Origin of the sequence: Pectobacterium sp. A5351 (assembly GCF_028335745.1) — a bacterium.
In the GTDB taxonomy this organism is placed as follows: Bacteria; Pseudomonadota; Gammaproteobacteria; order Enterobacterales; family Enterobacteriaceae; genus Pectobacterium.
The window spans coordinates 2,985,048-3,000,855 of the sequence record NZ_CP116477.1 but is presented as its reverse complement, the minus strand read 5'-3'; the positions used below and the strand labels follow the sequence as shown (position 1 = coordinate 3,000,855).

The window sequence follows — 15,808 nt, the reverse complement described above, 5'->3', positions numbered from 1 at the left end:
TTAGTGAGTCAGGCCGAACTGTAAATGTTCAGCGACTGGCCCTAACGCCAGTGCAGGGATAAACGTCAGTGCGCCAATCAGCAGAACGATGGCGATGAGCATGCCGATAAACAGCGGACTGCGAGTGGACAATGAGCCTTTGCTTTCCGGCTGGCGCTTTTTCACGACCAACGAACCTGCGATAGCCAGCACGGGCACCATGACGGCAAAGCGGCCCAGCAGCATCGCGACAGCGAGCAGAACGTTATAGAACGGCGTGTTGACGCTCAGGCCAGCAAACGCACTGCCGTTGTTGTTTGCGGCGGAAGACACTGCATAGAGCACTTCGCTAAAGCCGTGTGCGCCGGGGTTCAGAATGCCGCTGCGTCCCGCTTCCGTACTCAGCGCCAGCGCGGTGCCGAGCAGCACCAGTGCGGGCGGAATCAGAATCGCCAGTGCTGTCATCTTCATCTCATAGACTTCGATCTTTTTGCCCAGATATTCCGGCGAGCGGCCAATCATCAGGCCGGCAATAAAGACGGTCAGAAGCACGAACAGCAGCATGCCATACAGGCCAGAACCGACGCCGCCGAACACCACTTCACCAATCTGCATCAACCACATGGGAACCATGCCGCCGAGAGCCGTGAAGGAGTCATGCATTGCATTCACCGCGCCTGTCGAGGTGGCGGTGGTGACAACGGCATACAGGCTAGACGTCAGCACGCCAAAACGTGTCTCTTTACCTTCCAGATTCGTGGCGCTGTCCGCGCCTAAGGCCAGCAGATGGGGGTTACCGATGACCTCCATTTTCATCACCACGGCAGCGGCGACGATAAAGATCAGCGCCATGGCCCACAGCAGTGCATGGCCTTGACGGTTGTCACTGACGGCTTTACCAAAGGCGAAGCACAGTGCAGTAGGAATCAACAGGATCGCCAGCATTTGCACGATGTTGCTCAGCGCGGTCGGGTTTTCAAACGGGTGCGCCGAGTTGGCACCAAAGAAACCGCCGCCGTTGGTGCCCAACAGTTTAATCGCTTCCTGTGAGGCAACCGGCCCCATCGGCAGCGTTTGGGCTGCGCCGTCCAGCGTGGTCAAATGCTGATAAGGCAGCAGGTTCTGTAGCATGCCCTGACTGACAAAAAACAGCGCCAGCAGCAGAGATAGCGGCAGCAACACATACAGCGTGATACGAAACAGATCGAGCCACGCGTTGCCCAGCGTGTCGACGCAGCGACGGGAAAATGCGCGGATTAACGCGAAAGCGACGGCGATGCCGCTGGCGGCGGACAAGAAGTTTTGTACCGTTAGCCCGATCATCTGGCTCAGGTAGCTCAGCGTGTTTTCACCGCTGTAAGCCTGCCAGTTGGTGTTGGTGACAAAACTGATTGCCGTGTTTAACGCCAAATGCCACGATAGCCTTGGCATATTTTCTGGGTTAAGCGGTAGCGCCCCCTGCGCCATTAACAGGATAAACAAGACGACAATACCGATCAGGTTAAGCGTCAGAATAGCCGCCGCATACTGCTGCCAGCGCATCTCCGTCGTATCTAAAGCGAAAAGGCGCGCCGTTCCCGCTTCAAACTTTTGCAGAAGCGTACCCGTTTCGCCCTCAATCAGACGGGCCAGTCCGCTGCCCAGCGGCTGAGCGACGATCAGCACAGTAAGCAGCAGGCCAAAGATCAGTAGAAAAGCGTCAGCGGCCATCAGAATTCCTCCGCCTTCAACAAGGCATAAACCAGATAGGCCAGTAACAGCAGCACGAGTAGGCCGCCTAAGACGATGCTAAGCGTCACAACACACCTCCAGAACAAAATAGACAGCGTCAGAGTAGGAAAACGCAGGAAAAGAAGGTGCAAATTTCCCGTCTGCGGGCGTAAAAAAAGTATAAAAATGGGCTGAAACGTAGACGGTGGAAGTGGTAATGGCGCTGCGGTGCCAACAGCATCGTCTGCGGTGAACTGGTGGTATTAAGAGGAGGGGATAAATTGATCCAATCTAAAAACCATAAATTAACTAATGGTAAGTTTATTTTTAACGTTGTTGTAACTTAATGACGCGATGACGAAAAAAACTGGCGATTATTTCATCTTTTACTGGTCAGATGAGTAGTAAACTTTCAGAAAAGGCGGTAAAATTTTAACCAATGTCACAGTTCTTATTTTATCGTTATGAAAAGCGCCACTGAACAAGGGCGCTTATCCCAGAGGAGGATCGTTATGTCGCTTTATACTACTTATCCCTTGCACCGTATTCTCCTGCGTCGCGCTGCCGTGGTTGCCATCGGCGTGCTGGCGTTACCGGTGATGCTGTTCCGCCGCGACCGGGCGCGTTTTTACAGCTATTTACACCGCGTCTGGCTGAAAACCAGCGATAAACCAGTATGGATGGCGCAGTCCGAAGCGGCCGCCTGCGATTTCTATTAAGTCCAGCGTCGAAGATCTCCCGTGTTTATCTGCCATCTCCGGTAGATAAACACGAAAAATGAACCGGTGAAGTATCGGCTTCAGTCTATTTTGACGCTGTTTCATTTTTTCCTGCCTGCCCCCCATTATCTCTCCCCAATCTCATGATTTATTACTTTATTCTTCGCTGCGACTGCACAGAATCGTGGTGAAATCCGCTATGCTGGTCAGAGGGTTTGCTGAATGCCATCACGGCAAACCACATATGATGGGTATAAGGATAAATCATGACGCTCGAACTCATCCCTGTTGGTATCAGCGCCTGTCTGCTCGGTAATCCCGTGCGGTTTGATGGCGGGCACAAGCGTCTGACGTTTGCTGTTGAACAACTGGTGCCTTATTTTCGCTTTGAACCGGTCTGCCCGGAAATGGCGATTGGTTTACCCGTGCCGCGTCCGGCGCTCAGGCTGGTGAGAGAAGGGGAAAGCCATATCACGCTGCGTGCCAGCAATGGTTCGCCGCTGGATGTCACTCAGCAAATAGCGGCGTTTTCCGCTGACAAAGTCAGCCAGCTTCAGCACTTATGCGGTTATATCGTCTGCGCCAAATCGCCAAGCTGCGGGATGGAACGCGTGAAGGTTTACAATGAAGCGCAAAATGATGCGCGTAAAAGTGGTATCGGCCTGTTTACGCAGGAGCTGATGCGGCAAATGCCCTGGCTACCGGTTGAAGAAGACGGACGCCTACAGGATCCCAGCTTGCGGGAAAATTTCATTGAGCGCGTTTATGCGTTACACGAACTGAATCAGCTATGGCAAGACGGGCTGAGCCGTGGCGCGCTCATTGCCTTTCATAGTCGCTATAAATTACTGCTGCTGGCGCATTCCCAGCCGGAATACCGCGAACTGGGGCCATTTGTTGCGGGAATCGATAAATGGGAATCGTTGGAAGATTACATTGTTGAATACCGGAAACGTCTCATGAAGCTGTTGTCGACGCCCGCGACGCGGCGCAATCACACCAATGTGCTGATGCATGTGCAGGGCTATTTCCGGCGTCAGCTTAATTCTCAACAACGGCAGGAACTGGCGCAGCTCATCGATCGCTATCGGCAAGGTTTGCAGCCACTATTGGCACCTATCACGCTGTTGAAACATTACATGGCGGAATACCCTGATGCGTATCTGGCTCAGCAGCGTTACTTTGAGCCCTACCCAGAGGCATTGCGCCTGCGTTACGGACACTAGTTTGACCGCCCGAGGAGTTTCATGACCACGCATGTCGTTACACATCATGCCGTTACCCATGTCGTCTGGCTGCGCAACGACCTGCGCATTACCGATAACCTGGCGCTGTACGCGGCCTGTCAGGATCCGAATGCTACCGTGCTGGCTGTCTTTATCGCGACGCCTGCACAGTGGGAAAAACACAGTATGGCACCGCGACAGGCGGCTTTTCTGCTGGAAAACCTGACGTCGGTGCAGCATGCGCTGGCCGAGAAAGGAATCCCGCTGCATTACCATGAATGTGCCGACTTTACGGCATCGGTTGACTGGCTGGTGCAATTTTGTGCGCAGCAGCAGGCCACCGACCTTTTCTACAATTATCAGTATGAAATTAACGAGCGGCTGCGTGATAAGCAGGTAAAGGAGCGGCTGGCAGATAGCGTGGTTTGTCACGGCTATCATGACAGCCTGTTGCTGCCACCGGGCAGCGTGCTGACGGGCAACGGCGAGATGTATAAAGTATTTACACCATTTCGTCAGGCCTTTATCAAACGGCTGTTGGAGGCGGAGACGACGTGCGTACCGGCTCCGGACGTGCGCGGTGAGCCGCTCAATAACATGGCGGCACTGGCACCGTTCAGCTATCCGCAGCGCGACGTGGATAGCGACGATTTCCCCTGCGGTGAACGTGCGGCGTTGCAGCAACTGCGCCGTTTTTGCCGCGAACAGGTACAGGATTACGACCAGCAGCGGGATTTCCCGGCGCTGCCCGGCACCAGCAAACTTTCTCCGTATCTGGCTCTTGGGATAGTCTCGCCGCGCCAATGTTTTAATCGTCTGTGCGCCGAGTGCCCGGATATGCTGGAACGACGTGAAGGCGGAGCGTTTACCTGGTTTAACGAGCTGGTCTGGCGCGAATTTTACCGTCATCTGATCGTGTTCTGGCCGCAGTTGTGTAAACACCGTCCGTTTACCGCGTGGACGCAGTGGGTGAAATGGCGAGAAGCACCGGAGGATTTAGCCGCCTGGCAGCAGGGTAAAACCGGCTACCCGATCGTAGATGCGGCGATGCGTCAACTGAATGAAACAGGGTGGATGCACAATCGCCTGCGTATGATCTGCGCCAGTTTTCTCGTCAAAGATTTGCTGATCGATTGGCGCGAAGGCGAACGCTACTTTATGTCGCAACTGCTGGATGGCGATCTGGCGGCGAATAACGGCGGCTGGCAGTGGGCAGCCTCGACAGGCACCGATGCGGCACCTTATTTTCGCATTTTTAATCCGACAACACAGGGCGAGCGCTTCGACCCTGAAGGTCGGTTTATTCGTCACTGGCTGCCTGAACTGGATGCCGTGCCGGATAAAGATATTCATCAGCCCCATCGATGGGCTGACAAACATCATCATCAGCTGAACTATCCGCTGCCCATCGTCGACCACAAAACCGCACGTCAGAACACGCTGGCGGCGTTTGAAGCGGCAAAAAATATCGGTATGGCGGATAACGATCGAGAAGAGAAAAGTAAGTATGCGTAATGTGGAATTGGAAAGAATCATTAACGAGAAACTGAGCACGGCGATGTTTCAGGACTACGCACCGAACGGTTTACAGGTTGAGGGGCGTGCAGAAGTAAAATGTATTGTGACAGGCGTAACGGCTTCACAGGCGCTGCTGGATGCGGCGGTAGAAAAGCAGGCCGATGCCATTTTGGTGCACCACGGTTACTTCTGGAAAAACGAACCGCAGATTGTCTGCGGCATGAAGCGCAACCGGCTAAAAACGTTGCTGATCAATGATATCAATCTGTATGGCTATCACCTGCCGCTGGATGCACACCCTGAACTGGGGAATAACGCCCAACTGGCGGCGCTGCTGGAGATTCAGGTGCAGGGCGCGATCGAACCGCTGGTGCCGTATGGCGAACTGGCGCAGCCCATGACGGCAGACGCCTTTTGCCGCCGTGTAGAAAAACGGCTGGGGCGTAGCGTGCTGCATTGTGGGGATAATGCACCGCAACAGATACAGCGCGTGGCCTGGTGTACCGGCGGTGGGCAGGGCTTTATTGAACAGGCGGCCCGCTTCGGAGTCGATGCGTTTATTACCGGTGAAGTGTCTGAGCAAACCATCCACATCGCGCGCGAAATGGGGTTGCACTTTTTCGCTGCCGGACACCATGCCACCGAACGCGGTGGCATCAAAGCGTTGGGCGAATGGCTGGCGGCACAGCATGGTTTTGATGTGACATTTATTGATATTCCTAACCCCGCGTGATGGGTTGAAAGTTTCTGAACCGCACAGGAATGATGTCACATTTTTGATATTGGCATCGTTGTTGCTTGGCTGTTGAGAAGAAAATAGAACAGTAAGCCACACTAATCATTTAGCCATGTTCACCATGACGGATAAAACGCGATTCAGGAGGAAAGATTGCAACGAGCACGGTGTTATCTTCTGGGCGAGAGAGCTGTGGTTCTGGAACTGGAACCGCCCATGTCGTTGGAAAGTCAGCAGCGGATATGGGGACTTGCCGAGCGCCTGAACCACCATGAAGAGGTGCTGGAGGCGATTCCGGGCATGAACAATTTGACGGTGCTGCTGGCGAACCCGCAGCAGGTGGCGTTGGATGCGATTGAACGCTTGCAGCGCTGGTGGGAAGAGAGCGAATCGCTGGTGTTTGATCCACGTGATATCGACATTCCCGTCGTTTATGGCGGAGACGCGGGGCCCGACTTGACGGAAGTGGCCGCGCATAGTGGCCTGACTGCGAGCCAGGTCGTGGAAGCGCACGCGGCCGCACAGTACGTCGTCTACTTTTTAGGCTTTCAGCCGGGCTTTGCCTACCTCGGCGGATTACATGAGAAATTGCATATGCCGCGCCGCGCCGAACCACGTGTGCGCGTGCCAGCCGGATCGGTCGGGATTGGTGGTGCACAGACAGGGATCTATCCGCTGGCGACGCCGGGAGGCTGGCAGTTGATAGGCCGCACTTCACTGACGCTGTTTACGCCACAAACGATGCCACCAACGCTGCTACGCCCCGGCGATAACGTTCGGTTTCTGCCACAGAAGGAGGGCGTATGCTGAAAGTTATCCATGCCGGATTGCATACCTCGGTGCAGGACGGTGGCCGTGTCGGCTTTCGTCGTTTGGGAATCAGCCAGTCAGGGGTGCTCGATCTACCCGCCCTGAAAATGGCCAACCTGCTGGTGGGAAACGCGGAGAATGCCGCTGCGCTGGAAATTACACTGGGCAAGTTTAGCGCAACATTCACCACCGCCTGCTGGGTGGCGCTGACGGGGGCGGACTGTCATGCCGAGCTGGATGGAAAGCCGCTCTGGACAGGCTGGCGTTTCGCTGTGAAGCCAGGCCAAACGTTGAAAATGCGTATGCCACGTAACGGGATGCGCAGCTATCTGGCCTTGTCCGGCGGTGTGGATGTGCCGGAAGCGCTCGGTTCGCGTAGTACCGATTTGAAAGCCGGTTTTGGTGGTTTTGACGGGCGTTTGCTGATGGACGGCGATGAGCTTCCGCTGGGTACGCCGGCTCGTGAACTGACGCGGGAAGCCGGTATTAAGCAACTGTTGTTCAGCAACCGCGTGCGGGCATTGCCGGGGCCAGAGTATCAGGAATTCAGTGAAGAGATGCAGGAGCTGTTCTGGCGAACCTCCTGGCAGTTGAGCCCGCAAAGTAACCGCATGGGCTACCGTTTGCTCGGTGCTGAGCTACAGCGTTCTGCCTTGTCAGGCAACAAACCGCGCGAACTGCCATCGCATGGACTGCTACCGGGCGTCGTGCAGGTTCCGCACAATGGTCATCCTATCGTACTGCTGGCGGATGCGCAGACAACCGGTGGTTACCCGCGTATTGCGACGGTGATTGAAGCGGATTTATTCCATCTGGCGCAAATCCGACTCGGTGAACCGATACATTTTATTCGCTGCACGCAGGCACAGGCGCAAAAAGCGGGCGAAGAACAGCGACGTTACCTCGAACAACTGGCGTGGAGGCTGCATGATTATTGATCTGAATGCCGATCTGGGCGAGGGGGGAGAGAACGACGAAGCGCTGCTGAAGCTGGTGACCTCTGCCAATATTGCCTGTGGATTTCATGCTGGCGACGCGCAAACCATGCGTCAGTCAGTGCGTTGGGGAATGGGCTATGGGGTTGCGCTTGGTGCGCATCCGAGTTTTCCCGATCGTGAAAATTTTGGCCGTAAGGCGATGAATGTGCCTGCGGAAATTGTCTTCGCACAGATGGTGTATCAGCTTGGTGCACTCAGCGCGATTGTCGCTGCCGAAGGGGGCACGCTGTCGCACGTAAAGCCCCACGGCATGCTTTACAATCAGGCCGCATGCGAACCGGCGCTGGCTGATGCGATAGCCAAGGCAGTGAAGGTCGTCAATCCCTCGCTGCGTCTGGTCGGGCTGGCGGGCAGTGAGCTAATCCGAGCCGGGCAACGGCTAGGGCTGGAGACGCGTCAGGAAGTGTTCGCCGATCGCTGTTATCTGCCTGACGGAACGCTGGTACCGCGCACTCAGGCGGGAGCGCTGATTAACAGCGATGAGCTGGCGCTGGCGCAGACGCTGGAAATGATTCAGCGCCAACGGGTCAGGGCAATCGACGGATCCTGGGTTAATGTGCAGGCGGATACCGTGTGTATTCACGGCGATGGACAACACGCACTGCTGTTTGCCCGCAAATTACGTAGCTGCTTTAGCGAGCACCAGATAACGGTTGCTGCGGCATAATCATTATTTTTTGTAGGACGGGGATAATCGATGAAAACCGTTTTGATCACGGCGTTTGAACCTTTTGAGGGCGAAGCGATTAATCCCTCATGGGAAGCAGTAAAAGTGCTTCATCAGCGGGAAGTCGGCGGTGCACGTGTGGTCGCCTGTCGTTTATCGTGTGTTTTTGATGTGTCGCTGGAAGAACTTTACCGTGCTATCGCGGAATGGCAGCCGGAAGTGGTGATCGCGGTGGGGCAGGCAGGCGGGCGCGCTGATATTTCTGTCGAACGCGTGGCAATTAATATTAATGATGCCCGTATTGCCCATAACCGCGGTAACCAGCCGATTGACACGCCCGTGGTGGAAAACGGACCTGCGGCCTATTTTTCGACGTTACCGATAAAAGCACTGGTGCAGGCGTTACGTGTGGCGGGCATTCCTGCCTCGGTATCGCAAACTGCGGGGACGTTTGTCTGTAACCATGTGATGTACGGGCTTTTACATCACCTGCACCAACAGGGCGATGTGGTGCGCGGCGGGTTCGTTCACACCCCCTATTCGCCGGAACAGGCTGCGCGACATCCCGGTGAACCGAGCATGCCTACGCCGCTCGTGACGGCGGCGCTGGAAGTGATGATCAAGCAGTCGCTGGTGCAGCAGGTGGATGTGGCGGTGACGGGTGGCGCGCTGCATTAGAGTGATTAATCGCGCAATATGTCTGAATTTCAGGGAGTAAGGTATGCCGGAAGGACCGGAAATTCGCCGGGCGGCCGATAAGCTGGTTGAGGCCGTTGTGGGAAAAACGCTGACGCGTGTCTGGTTTGCGTTTCCTGAGTTGAAGCCGTACGAGGCGGAATTGGTTGGGCAGCAGATCAGGCAGATTGAAACGCGTGGAAAAGCGCTGCTGACCTATTTTAGCAACGATCGGGTGCTGTATAGCCACAATCAGCTGTATGGCGTGTGGCGCGTCGTGAATGCCGGCGAATCGCCGGAAACGAAGCGGGATTTGCGCGTCCGGCTGGAAACGCAGGATCGCGCCATTCTGCTTTACAGCGCGTCCGATATTGAAATGCTGACGCCGGAAGCGCTCACCGCGCATCCTTTCCTGCAACGTATTGGCCCTGATGTCTTGGATCTCTCACTGACGCTGGAACAGGTGTATGAGCGCCTGTTATTACCGCGCTTTCGCCGTCGTCAGTTCAGTGGACTGCTGTTGGATCAGGCATTTCTTGCGGGACTAGGGAATTACCTGCGCGTCGAGATTCTCTGGCAGGCACAGCTGGCGCCGCAACATACAGCAGCACAGTTGAATGAGGACCAGTTGCAGACGTTAAGTCAGGCGCTGCTGGAGATTCCCCGATTGTCCTACAACACGCGCGGCACCGTTGATGAAAATCGACATCATGGGGCGATTTTTTCGTTCAAGGTTTTCCATCGTGAAGGGGAATGCTGTGAGCGCTGCGGCGGAGTCATCGAAAGAACCATGCTGTCATCACGCCCGTTCTATTGGTGCCCGCACTGCCAGAAGTGATAATGTGAGTGATTTATGCGCAAGATGAATACGTTAATTCCAGAAATGATTGTCTCTGACTTACAAAAGAGTCTGGCGTTTTATTGCCATGTTTTGGGATTTCAGATTGAGTACGACAGGCCTGAAGATAAGTTCGCATTCCTTTCATTTCATGGGAGCCAACTGATGCTGGAACAGGATTACTTAACCGAATCACCCTGGCGTGTGGAGCCTTTAGAACCGCCGTTTGGCCGCGGTATGAATTTATCGATTGAGTGCCCAGATGTTCAGGTGCTGGCGGCGGCGATTGAACGTGCGGGTTATACGCTACGCAGACCCGTGGAAACGTGCTGGTACCGCGATCATGAGGTGTACCACGGGGAAAGTAATTTTCTGGTACAGGATCCAGATGGCTATTTATTGCGATTCACGCAAAGTTTAGGTTGTAAGTCATCCCTTTAGTACCGTTATAAAAAAAGGCCGGATGTGATATCCGGCCTTTTTGATGCGTACTGAATGGATTAATCGTGTTTCAGATTGGATGCGAAGTCACGTTTGTCATAGCCGGTGTACAGCTGACGTGGACGGGCAATCTTGATGCCGTCGTCGTGCATTTCGTTCCAGTGCGCAATCCAGCCCACGGTACGCGCCATCGCGAAGATAACGGTGAACATGGAAGACGGAATGCCCATCGCTTTCAGGATGATACCGGAGTAGAAGTCCACGTTCGGGTACAGTTTCTTCTCAATGAAGTACGGGTCGTTCAGCGCGATATGCTCCAACTCCATCGCCACTTCCAACAGGTCGTCTTTTCTGCCCAGCTCTTTCAGCACTTCATGGCAGGTTTCACGCATGACTTTGGCGCGTGGGTCGTGGTTCTTGTACACGCGGTGGCCAAAGCCCATTAGACGGAAGGAGTCGTTTTTGTCTTTTGCACGTTCGATAAACGCAGGGATGTGTTCCACGCTGCTGATTTCTTCCAGCATACGCAGACAGGCTTCGTTCGCGCCACCGTGCGCCGGTCCCCACAGCGAGGCGATTCCCGCGGCGATACAGGCAAACGGGTTCGCACCAGACGAGCCAGCGGTACGGACGGTAGAGGTTGAGGCGTTTTGTTCGTGATCGGCATGCAGGATCAGAATACGGTCCATGGCGCGTTCCAGCACCGGATTTACAACATATTCTTCACAAGGCGTAGAGAACATCATGTGCAGGAAGTTACCTGCGTAGGACAGGTTGTTTTTCGGATAAACAAACGGCTGGCCCAGTGAATATTTGTAGCACATTGCCGCGACGGTCGGCATTTTGGACAGCAGGCGGTAGGCCGCGATTTCGCGGTGGCGCTCAATGTTGATGTCCAGTGAATCGTGGTAGAACGCCGCCAGCGCGCCAGTCACGCCGCACAATACGGCCATTGGGTGTGAATCGCGGCGGAAACCGTGGAACAGACGGGTAATCTGTTCATGGATCATGGTGTGGCGCGTCACGGTCGTCTTGAAGGTTTCATACTGTTCTGTTGTCGGGACTTCACCGAACAGCAGGATGTAACACACTTCAAGATAGTTGGATTTTTCAGCCAGTTGGTCAATGGGGAAGCCGCGGTGCAGCAGGACGCCTTCGTCACCGTCGATATAGGTAATCTTTGATTCGCAAGATGCCGTAGAGGTAAAGCCAGGGTCAAACGTGAAGTAACCTTTAGAACCGAGGGGACGAATATCAATCTCATCATGTCCTAGTGTGCCGGATAGGACATTTAGCTCAATAGGTTCTTTACCTTCTAGAGTAAGTGTTGCTTTTTTATCAGCCATTTACAGTCTCCTTAGCGCTTTAATTTTAAAAATTTTCACTGAAGAAATACCGTCATGCCTGTACGCCGGCAAGAATAATGGCCGGTGAAACTCTGTCGTGACACAGTCGTCAAATAGGGTACAGAGTAAGGCGGATTGCCGCATTCAGGATGAAAAATTTGTTCTCCAGGTAATTAACAATATTCAGATAATGAGTGGCGCTCTGAATAGATTCTAGTCATTACCTATGACTTTTACGTGGACTCTCCCCACTGTTACATAAGTTACGCCAGTGTGGAAGTGTCGCCGTGTGCTTTAACACATCATAAGGAATTCAATCCCCTAGTTGTAATTGAAATGTTGAACTTTTGTCAAATCAGATAATTAATTTTATATAAATTGTGAAATTCGTGATCTAAATCACTGTTCGGGGCAAATGTCACCAAACAGTTTGTATGGGAATTGTAATGGGAATGTGAAGGACCTATACTGCCGCCAGGTCTCCGGAATCACCCTGCAGTAGGAGCACCCAGTATGAAAGGATCATGCGCTGTTTAGACACCGGAATGTCGATGTTTGAGCGCGTATCGTAAACCCACTCTTCAGGGCTGCAACTTTCATACTGTCTGACCTCACATCAGGCCCGGAGGAAGAAACAATAATAAAAGCTGTGTGGGCAAATCCGTGAAAAAACAAAGACCTGTCAATCTGGAATTGCAGACGATCCAGTTTCCCGTTACTGCGATAGCATCTATTCTTCACCGCGTCTCCGGCGTTATCACCTTTGTCGCTGTCGGTATTTTACTGTGGCTGTTAGGCACTTCTCTTTCTTCAGAGGAAGGATTCCTGCGTGCTGCGGAAATTATGGATAGCTTCATCGTCAAATTTATCGTTTGGGGCATCCTCGTTGCGTTGGCTTATCACATTGTTGGTGGTTTACGTCATCTCTTGATGGATTTTGGCTATATAGAAGAAGACCTTGCCGCAGGTAAGCGTTCTGCAAATATCTCCTTTATTATTACTGTCGTGCTTTCAATTCTGGCTGGAGTCCTCGTATGGTAAGCAATGCTTCTGCGTTAGGACGCAATGGCGTACACGATTGGTTACTGATTCGCGCTTCCGCCATCGTCATTGTTCTGTATGTAATTTATATCATTGGTTTTATTGCTACGGCTGGCGATATCACGTATGAAATCTGGCGTGGTTTCTTCTCGATGGCTCTCACCAAAGTATTCACACTGCTAACGTTATTTTCCATTCTGGTTCATGCCTGGATAGGGATGTGGCAAGTGCTGACCGACTACATTAAACCGCTGGCCTTACGCCTGACTTTACAGTTGGCGATTGTCGTAGCGCTGTTGGTGTACGTCATTTATGGAACTATTGTGGTGTGGGGTGCGTGATGAATTTGCCAGTCAGAGAATTTGATGCAGTGGTTGTTGGTGCCGGTGGCGCAGGTATGCGCGCCGCGCTGCAAATCTCCCAAATGGGCCTGTCCTGTGCCCTGTTATCGAAAGTCTTCCCAACCCGTTCCCATACTGTCTCTGCGCAGGGCGGTATTACCGTTGCGCTGGGTAACACCCATGAAGATAACTGGGAATGGCACATGTATGACACCGTAAAAGGGTCAGATTACATTGGCGATCAGGACGCGATTGAATATATGTGTAAAACCGGACCGGAAGCGATTCTGGAGCTGGAACACATGGGGTTACCGTTCTCCCGTCTGGATGATGGCAGCATTTATCAGCGTCCGTTCGGTGGTCAATCCAAGAACTTTGGCGGCGAGCAGGCCGCACGTACGGCGGCTGCCGCTGACCGTACCGGTCACGCGCTACTGCATACGTTGTATCAGCAGAACCTGAAAAATCATACGACTATTTTCTCCGAATGGTACGCCCTCGATCTGGTGAAGAACCAGGATGGCGCGGTAGTCGGCTGTACGGCTATCTGTATCGAAACCGGTGAAGTCGTTTATTTCAAAGCGAAAGCGACCGTACTGGCAACGGGCGGTGCGGGCCGTATCTATCAATCCACGACCAACGCTCACATTAATACAGGTGACGGCGTGGGTATGGCGCTGCGTGCTGGCGTTCCGTTGCAGGACATGGAAATGTGGCAGTTCCACCCGACCGGTATTGCTGGTGCAGGTGTACTGGTGACAGAAGGCTGTCGTGGTGAAGGCGGTTACCTGCTGAACAAGTACGGTGAACGTTTTATGGAGCGCTACGCGCCGAACGCGAAAGATCTGGCGGGCCGTGACGTTGTTGCGCGTTCCATCATGATCGAAATTCGTGAAGGCCGTGGCTGTGAAGGTCCGTGGGGGCCTCATGCCAAGCTGAAGCTGGACCATCTGGGTAAAGACGTTCTGGAATCCCGTCTGCCGGGTATTTTGGAGCTGTCCCGCACGTTTGCTCACGTCGACCCGGTAAAAGAGCCGATTCCGGTTATTCCAACCTGCCATTACATGATGGGCGGTATTCCGACCAAAGTGAGCGGTCAGGCGCTGACGGTGAATGAGAAAGGTGAAGACGTGGTGATTCCAGGGCTGTTCGCCGTGGGGGAAATTGCCTGCGTCTCGGTTCATGGCGCTAACCGTCTGGGCGGTAACTCGCTGCTCGACCTGGTGGTATTCGGTCGCTCGGCGGGTATTCACCTGCAAGAGTCTCTGGAAGAGCAGGGCACTAGCCGTGATGCCAGCGATTCCGATATTGAGGCATCGCTCGATCGCCTGAACCGCTGGAACACGACCCGCTCAGGGGAAGATCCGGTTGAAATCCGTAAAGCGCTGCAATCCTGTATGCAGAATAACTTCTCGGTCTTCCGCGAAGGCGATGCGATGGCGAAAGGGTTGGAAGAGCTGAAAGTGATCCGCGAACGCCTGAAAAATGCGCGTCTGGACGACACGTCAAGCGAGTTCAACACCCAGCGTATCGAGTGTCTGGAGCTGGATAACCTGATGGAGACCGCCTATGCGACAGCGGTATCCGCCAACTTCCGTACCGAAAGCCGTGGCGCGCATAGTCGTTTCGACTACCCAGAGCGTGACGATGAGAATTGGCTGTGCCATTCGTTGTATCTGCCGCAAACCGACAGCATGACGCGCCGTGAGGTGAACATGCAGCCTAAACTGCGTCCGGCGTTCCCGCCGAAAGTACGTACTTATTAATTGCGGAGATCAAACGATGAAACTCGAATTTTCTATTTATCGTTACAACCCGGATGTTGACGATGCTCCGCGGATGCAGGATTACCAACTGGAAGCGGAAGAAGGCCGCGACATGATGCTGCTGGATGCGCTGATGTTGCTGAAAGAGCAGGATCCGACGCTGTCATTCCGTCGTTCCTGCCGTGAAGGCGTCTGCGGTTCCGATGGCGTTAACATGAACGGCAAAAACGGGCTGGCCTGTATTACGCCAGTTTCCGCGTTACGTCGCGGAAACAGCAAAATTGTTATCCGTCCTTTACCTGGATTACCGGTTGTACGTGATTTGGTAGTGGACATGGGACAGTTCTATGCCCAATATGAGAAAATAAAGCCTTACCTGTTGAATAATGGGAAAAATCCGCCGGCGCGTGAGCATCTGCAATCGCCCGATCAACGTGCCAAGCTGGATGGGTTGTATGAATGCATCATGTGCGCCTGCTGTTCAACGTCTTGCCCGTCGTTCTGGTGGAACCCGGACAAGTTTGTTGGTCCTGCGGGGCTGCTGGCGGCTTACCGTTTCCTGATCGACAGCCGCGATACGGAAACCAAGCCACGACTGGACGAGTTGGACGATGCGTTCAGCGTCTTCCGCTGCCACGGCATCATGAACTGCGTCAACGTGTGTCCGAAAGGGCTGAACCCGACCAAGGCTATCGGCCATATTAAATCGATGCTGTTGCACCGCAGCGCGTAACGGATAGTCAGTACGTAACGCGTTATTGCATAAAGATAAGTAGTAAAACATGTATCTCCCTCTGAAGTTGCTATTCTTCAGAGGGAGCGCAGGAAACCTTTAAAAACCGGCTTACGCGCCAGAACCGGTTTTTAAAGGTTCCTTAGGGGGATGGATACCCTAAGCGCGTACCGATGTACGACAAGTGAACCGTTTGTATAGTAAACGAGATACGGGCACTAATTACATGTTAACCACGGCGAAAACTGAAGCTTATTAGCTTAA

The 15,808-nt window shown here is 53.6% G+C and carries 17 protein-coding genes; 14 read left to right on the top strand and 3 right to left on the bottom strand.

Translation table 11 applies throughout. From position 1 onward, the window contains the following. Positions 1-1,689 (bottom strand): potassium-transporting ATPase subunit KdpA, encoded by a 1,689-nt coding sequence (gene kdpA / locus O1Q74_RS13920; protein WP_271873900.1) that lies wholly within the window; start codon positions 1,687-1,689, stop codon positions 1-3. Next, positions 1,689-1,778, bottom strand: coding sequence for a K(+)-transporting ATPase subunit F (kdpF, locus tag O1Q74_RS13915; RefSeq protein WP_039290783.1), 90 nt, complete (start codon positions 1,776-1,778; stop codon positions 1,689-1,691). Before kdpF ends, kdpA begins: the two co-directional genes overlap by 1 nt. 423 nt (positions 1,779-2,201) lie before the next feature. On the opposite strand from kdpF, the gene O1Q74_RS13910 reads away from it, so the two are divergent. The 10 genes from O1Q74_RS13910 to O1Q74_RS13865 all read left to right on the top strand — a co-directional run bounded on the left by O1Q74_RS13910 (position 2,202) and on the right by O1Q74_RS13865 (position 10,317). After that, a complete protein-coding gene (locus O1Q74_RS13910; RefSeq protein WP_010299142.1) occupies positions 2,202-2,408 on the top strand; it encodes a YbfA family protein in 207 nt (68 codons plus the stop codon). A gap of 266 nt (positions 2,409-2,674) precedes the next feature. Continuing rightward, the gene (locus O1Q74_RS13905) at positions 2,675-3,634 is read left to right on the top strand and encodes a YbgA family protein (protein ID WP_271873891.1); all 960 of its coding nucleotides are present in this window, start codon (positions 2,675-2,677) and stop codon (positions 3,632-3,634) included. 21 nt (positions 3,635-3,655) lie between these two features. Next, complete coding sequence (gene phrB, locus O1Q74_RS13900) at positions 3,656-5,149, top strand: deoxyribodipyrimidine photo-lyase (RefSeq protein ID WP_271873889.1); 1,494 nt, start codon at positions 3,656-3,658, stop codon at positions 5,147-5,149. Beyond that, positions 5,142-5,885: a type 2 GTP cyclohydrolase I gene (locus O1Q74_RS13895; protein WP_271873888.1), complete on the top strand. Its 744-nt coding sequence runs from the start codon at positions 5,142-5,144 to the stop codon at positions 5,883-5,885. Before phrB ends, O1Q74_RS13895 begins: the two co-directional genes overlap by 8 nt. 156 nt (positions 5,886-6,041) lie before the next feature. Then, positions 6,042-6,698, top strand: a complete 657-nt coding sequence (gene pxpB / locus O1Q74_RS13890; protein WP_271873887.1) for a 5-oxoprolinase subunit PxpB — start codon at positions 6,042-6,044, stop codon at positions 6,696-6,698. Then, positions 6,692-7,636, top strand: a complete 945-nt coding sequence (pxpC, locus tag O1Q74_RS13885) for a 5-oxoprolinase subunit PxpC (protein ID WP_271873885.1) — start codon at positions 6,692-6,694, stop codon at positions 7,634-7,636. Before pxpB ends, pxpC begins: the two co-directional genes overlap by 7 nt. Beyond that, positions 7,626-8,363, top strand: a complete 738-nt coding sequence (gene pxpA, locus O1Q74_RS13880; RefSeq protein ID WP_271873883.1) for a 5-oxoprolinase subunit PxpA — start codon at positions 7,626-7,628, stop codon at positions 8,361-8,363. The genes pxpC and pxpA overlap by 11 nt, the downstream gene beginning before the upstream one ends. Positions 8,364-8,393: 30 nt before the next feature. Then, entirely contained in the window at positions 8,394-9,041 is a 648-nt protein-coding gene (pcp, locus tag O1Q74_RS13875; protein ID WP_271873881.1) for a pyroglutamyl-peptidase I, read from the top strand. A 43-nt stretch (positions 9,042-9,084) separates the two neighbouring features. Further along, positions 9,085-9,876, top strand: a complete 792-nt coding sequence (nei, locus tag O1Q74_RS13870) for an endonuclease VIII (protein WP_271873879.1) — start codon at positions 9,085-9,087, stop codon at positions 9,874-9,876. A 15-nt stretch (positions 9,877-9,891) separates the two neighbouring features. Next, positions 9,892-10,317 carry a bleomycin resistance protein gene (locus tag O1Q74_RS13865; protein ID WP_271873877.1) on the top strand — a complete coding sequence of 142 codons (426 nt, stop codon included), beginning with the start codon at positions 9,892-9,894 and terminating at the stop codon, positions 10,315-10,317. 59 nt (positions 10,318-10,376) lie between these two features. Here the strand turns inward: O1Q74_RS13865 and O1Q74_RS13860 are convergent, their stop codons facing one another. Beyond that, positions 10,377-11,663 (bottom strand): citrate synthase, encoded by a 1,287-nt coding sequence (locus O1Q74_RS13860; RefSeq protein ID WP_271873876.1) that lies wholly within the window; start codon positions 11,661-11,663, stop codon positions 10,377-10,379. 651 nt (positions 11,664-12,314) lie between these two features. Between O1Q74_RS13860 and sdhC the strand changes: the two genes are divergently transcribed. From sdhC to O1Q74_RS13840, 4 genes are read left to right on the top strand one after another with little or no spacing between them, the layout of a single operon-like run. Continuing rightward, positions 12,315-12,704: a succinate dehydrogenase cytochrome b556 subunit gene (sdhC, locus tag O1Q74_RS13855; protein WP_015839512.1), complete on the top strand. Its 390-nt coding sequence runs from the start codon at positions 12,315-12,317 to the stop codon at positions 12,702-12,704. Continuing rightward, positions 12,698-13,045, top strand: coding sequence for a succinate dehydrogenase membrane anchor subunit (gene sdhD, locus O1Q74_RS13850; protein WP_015839513.1), 348 nt, complete (start codon positions 12,698-12,700; stop codon positions 13,043-13,045). Before sdhC ends, sdhD begins: the two co-directional genes overlap by 7 nt. Beyond that, positions 13,045-14,811 (top strand): succinate dehydrogenase flavoprotein subunit, encoded by a 1,767-nt coding sequence (gene sdhA, locus O1Q74_RS13845; protein ID WP_271873873.1) that lies wholly within the window; start codon positions 13,045-13,047, stop codon positions 14,809-14,811. Before sdhD ends, sdhA begins: the two co-directional genes overlap by 1 nt. Positions 14,812-14,827: 16 nt before the next feature. Next, positions 14,828-15,544: a succinate dehydrogenase iron-sulfur subunit gene (locus O1Q74_RS13840; RefSeq protein ID WP_015839515.1), complete on the top strand. Its 717-nt coding sequence runs from the start codon at positions 14,828-14,830 to the stop codon at positions 15,542-15,544. Positions 15,545-15,808 lie beyond the last annotated feature (264 nt).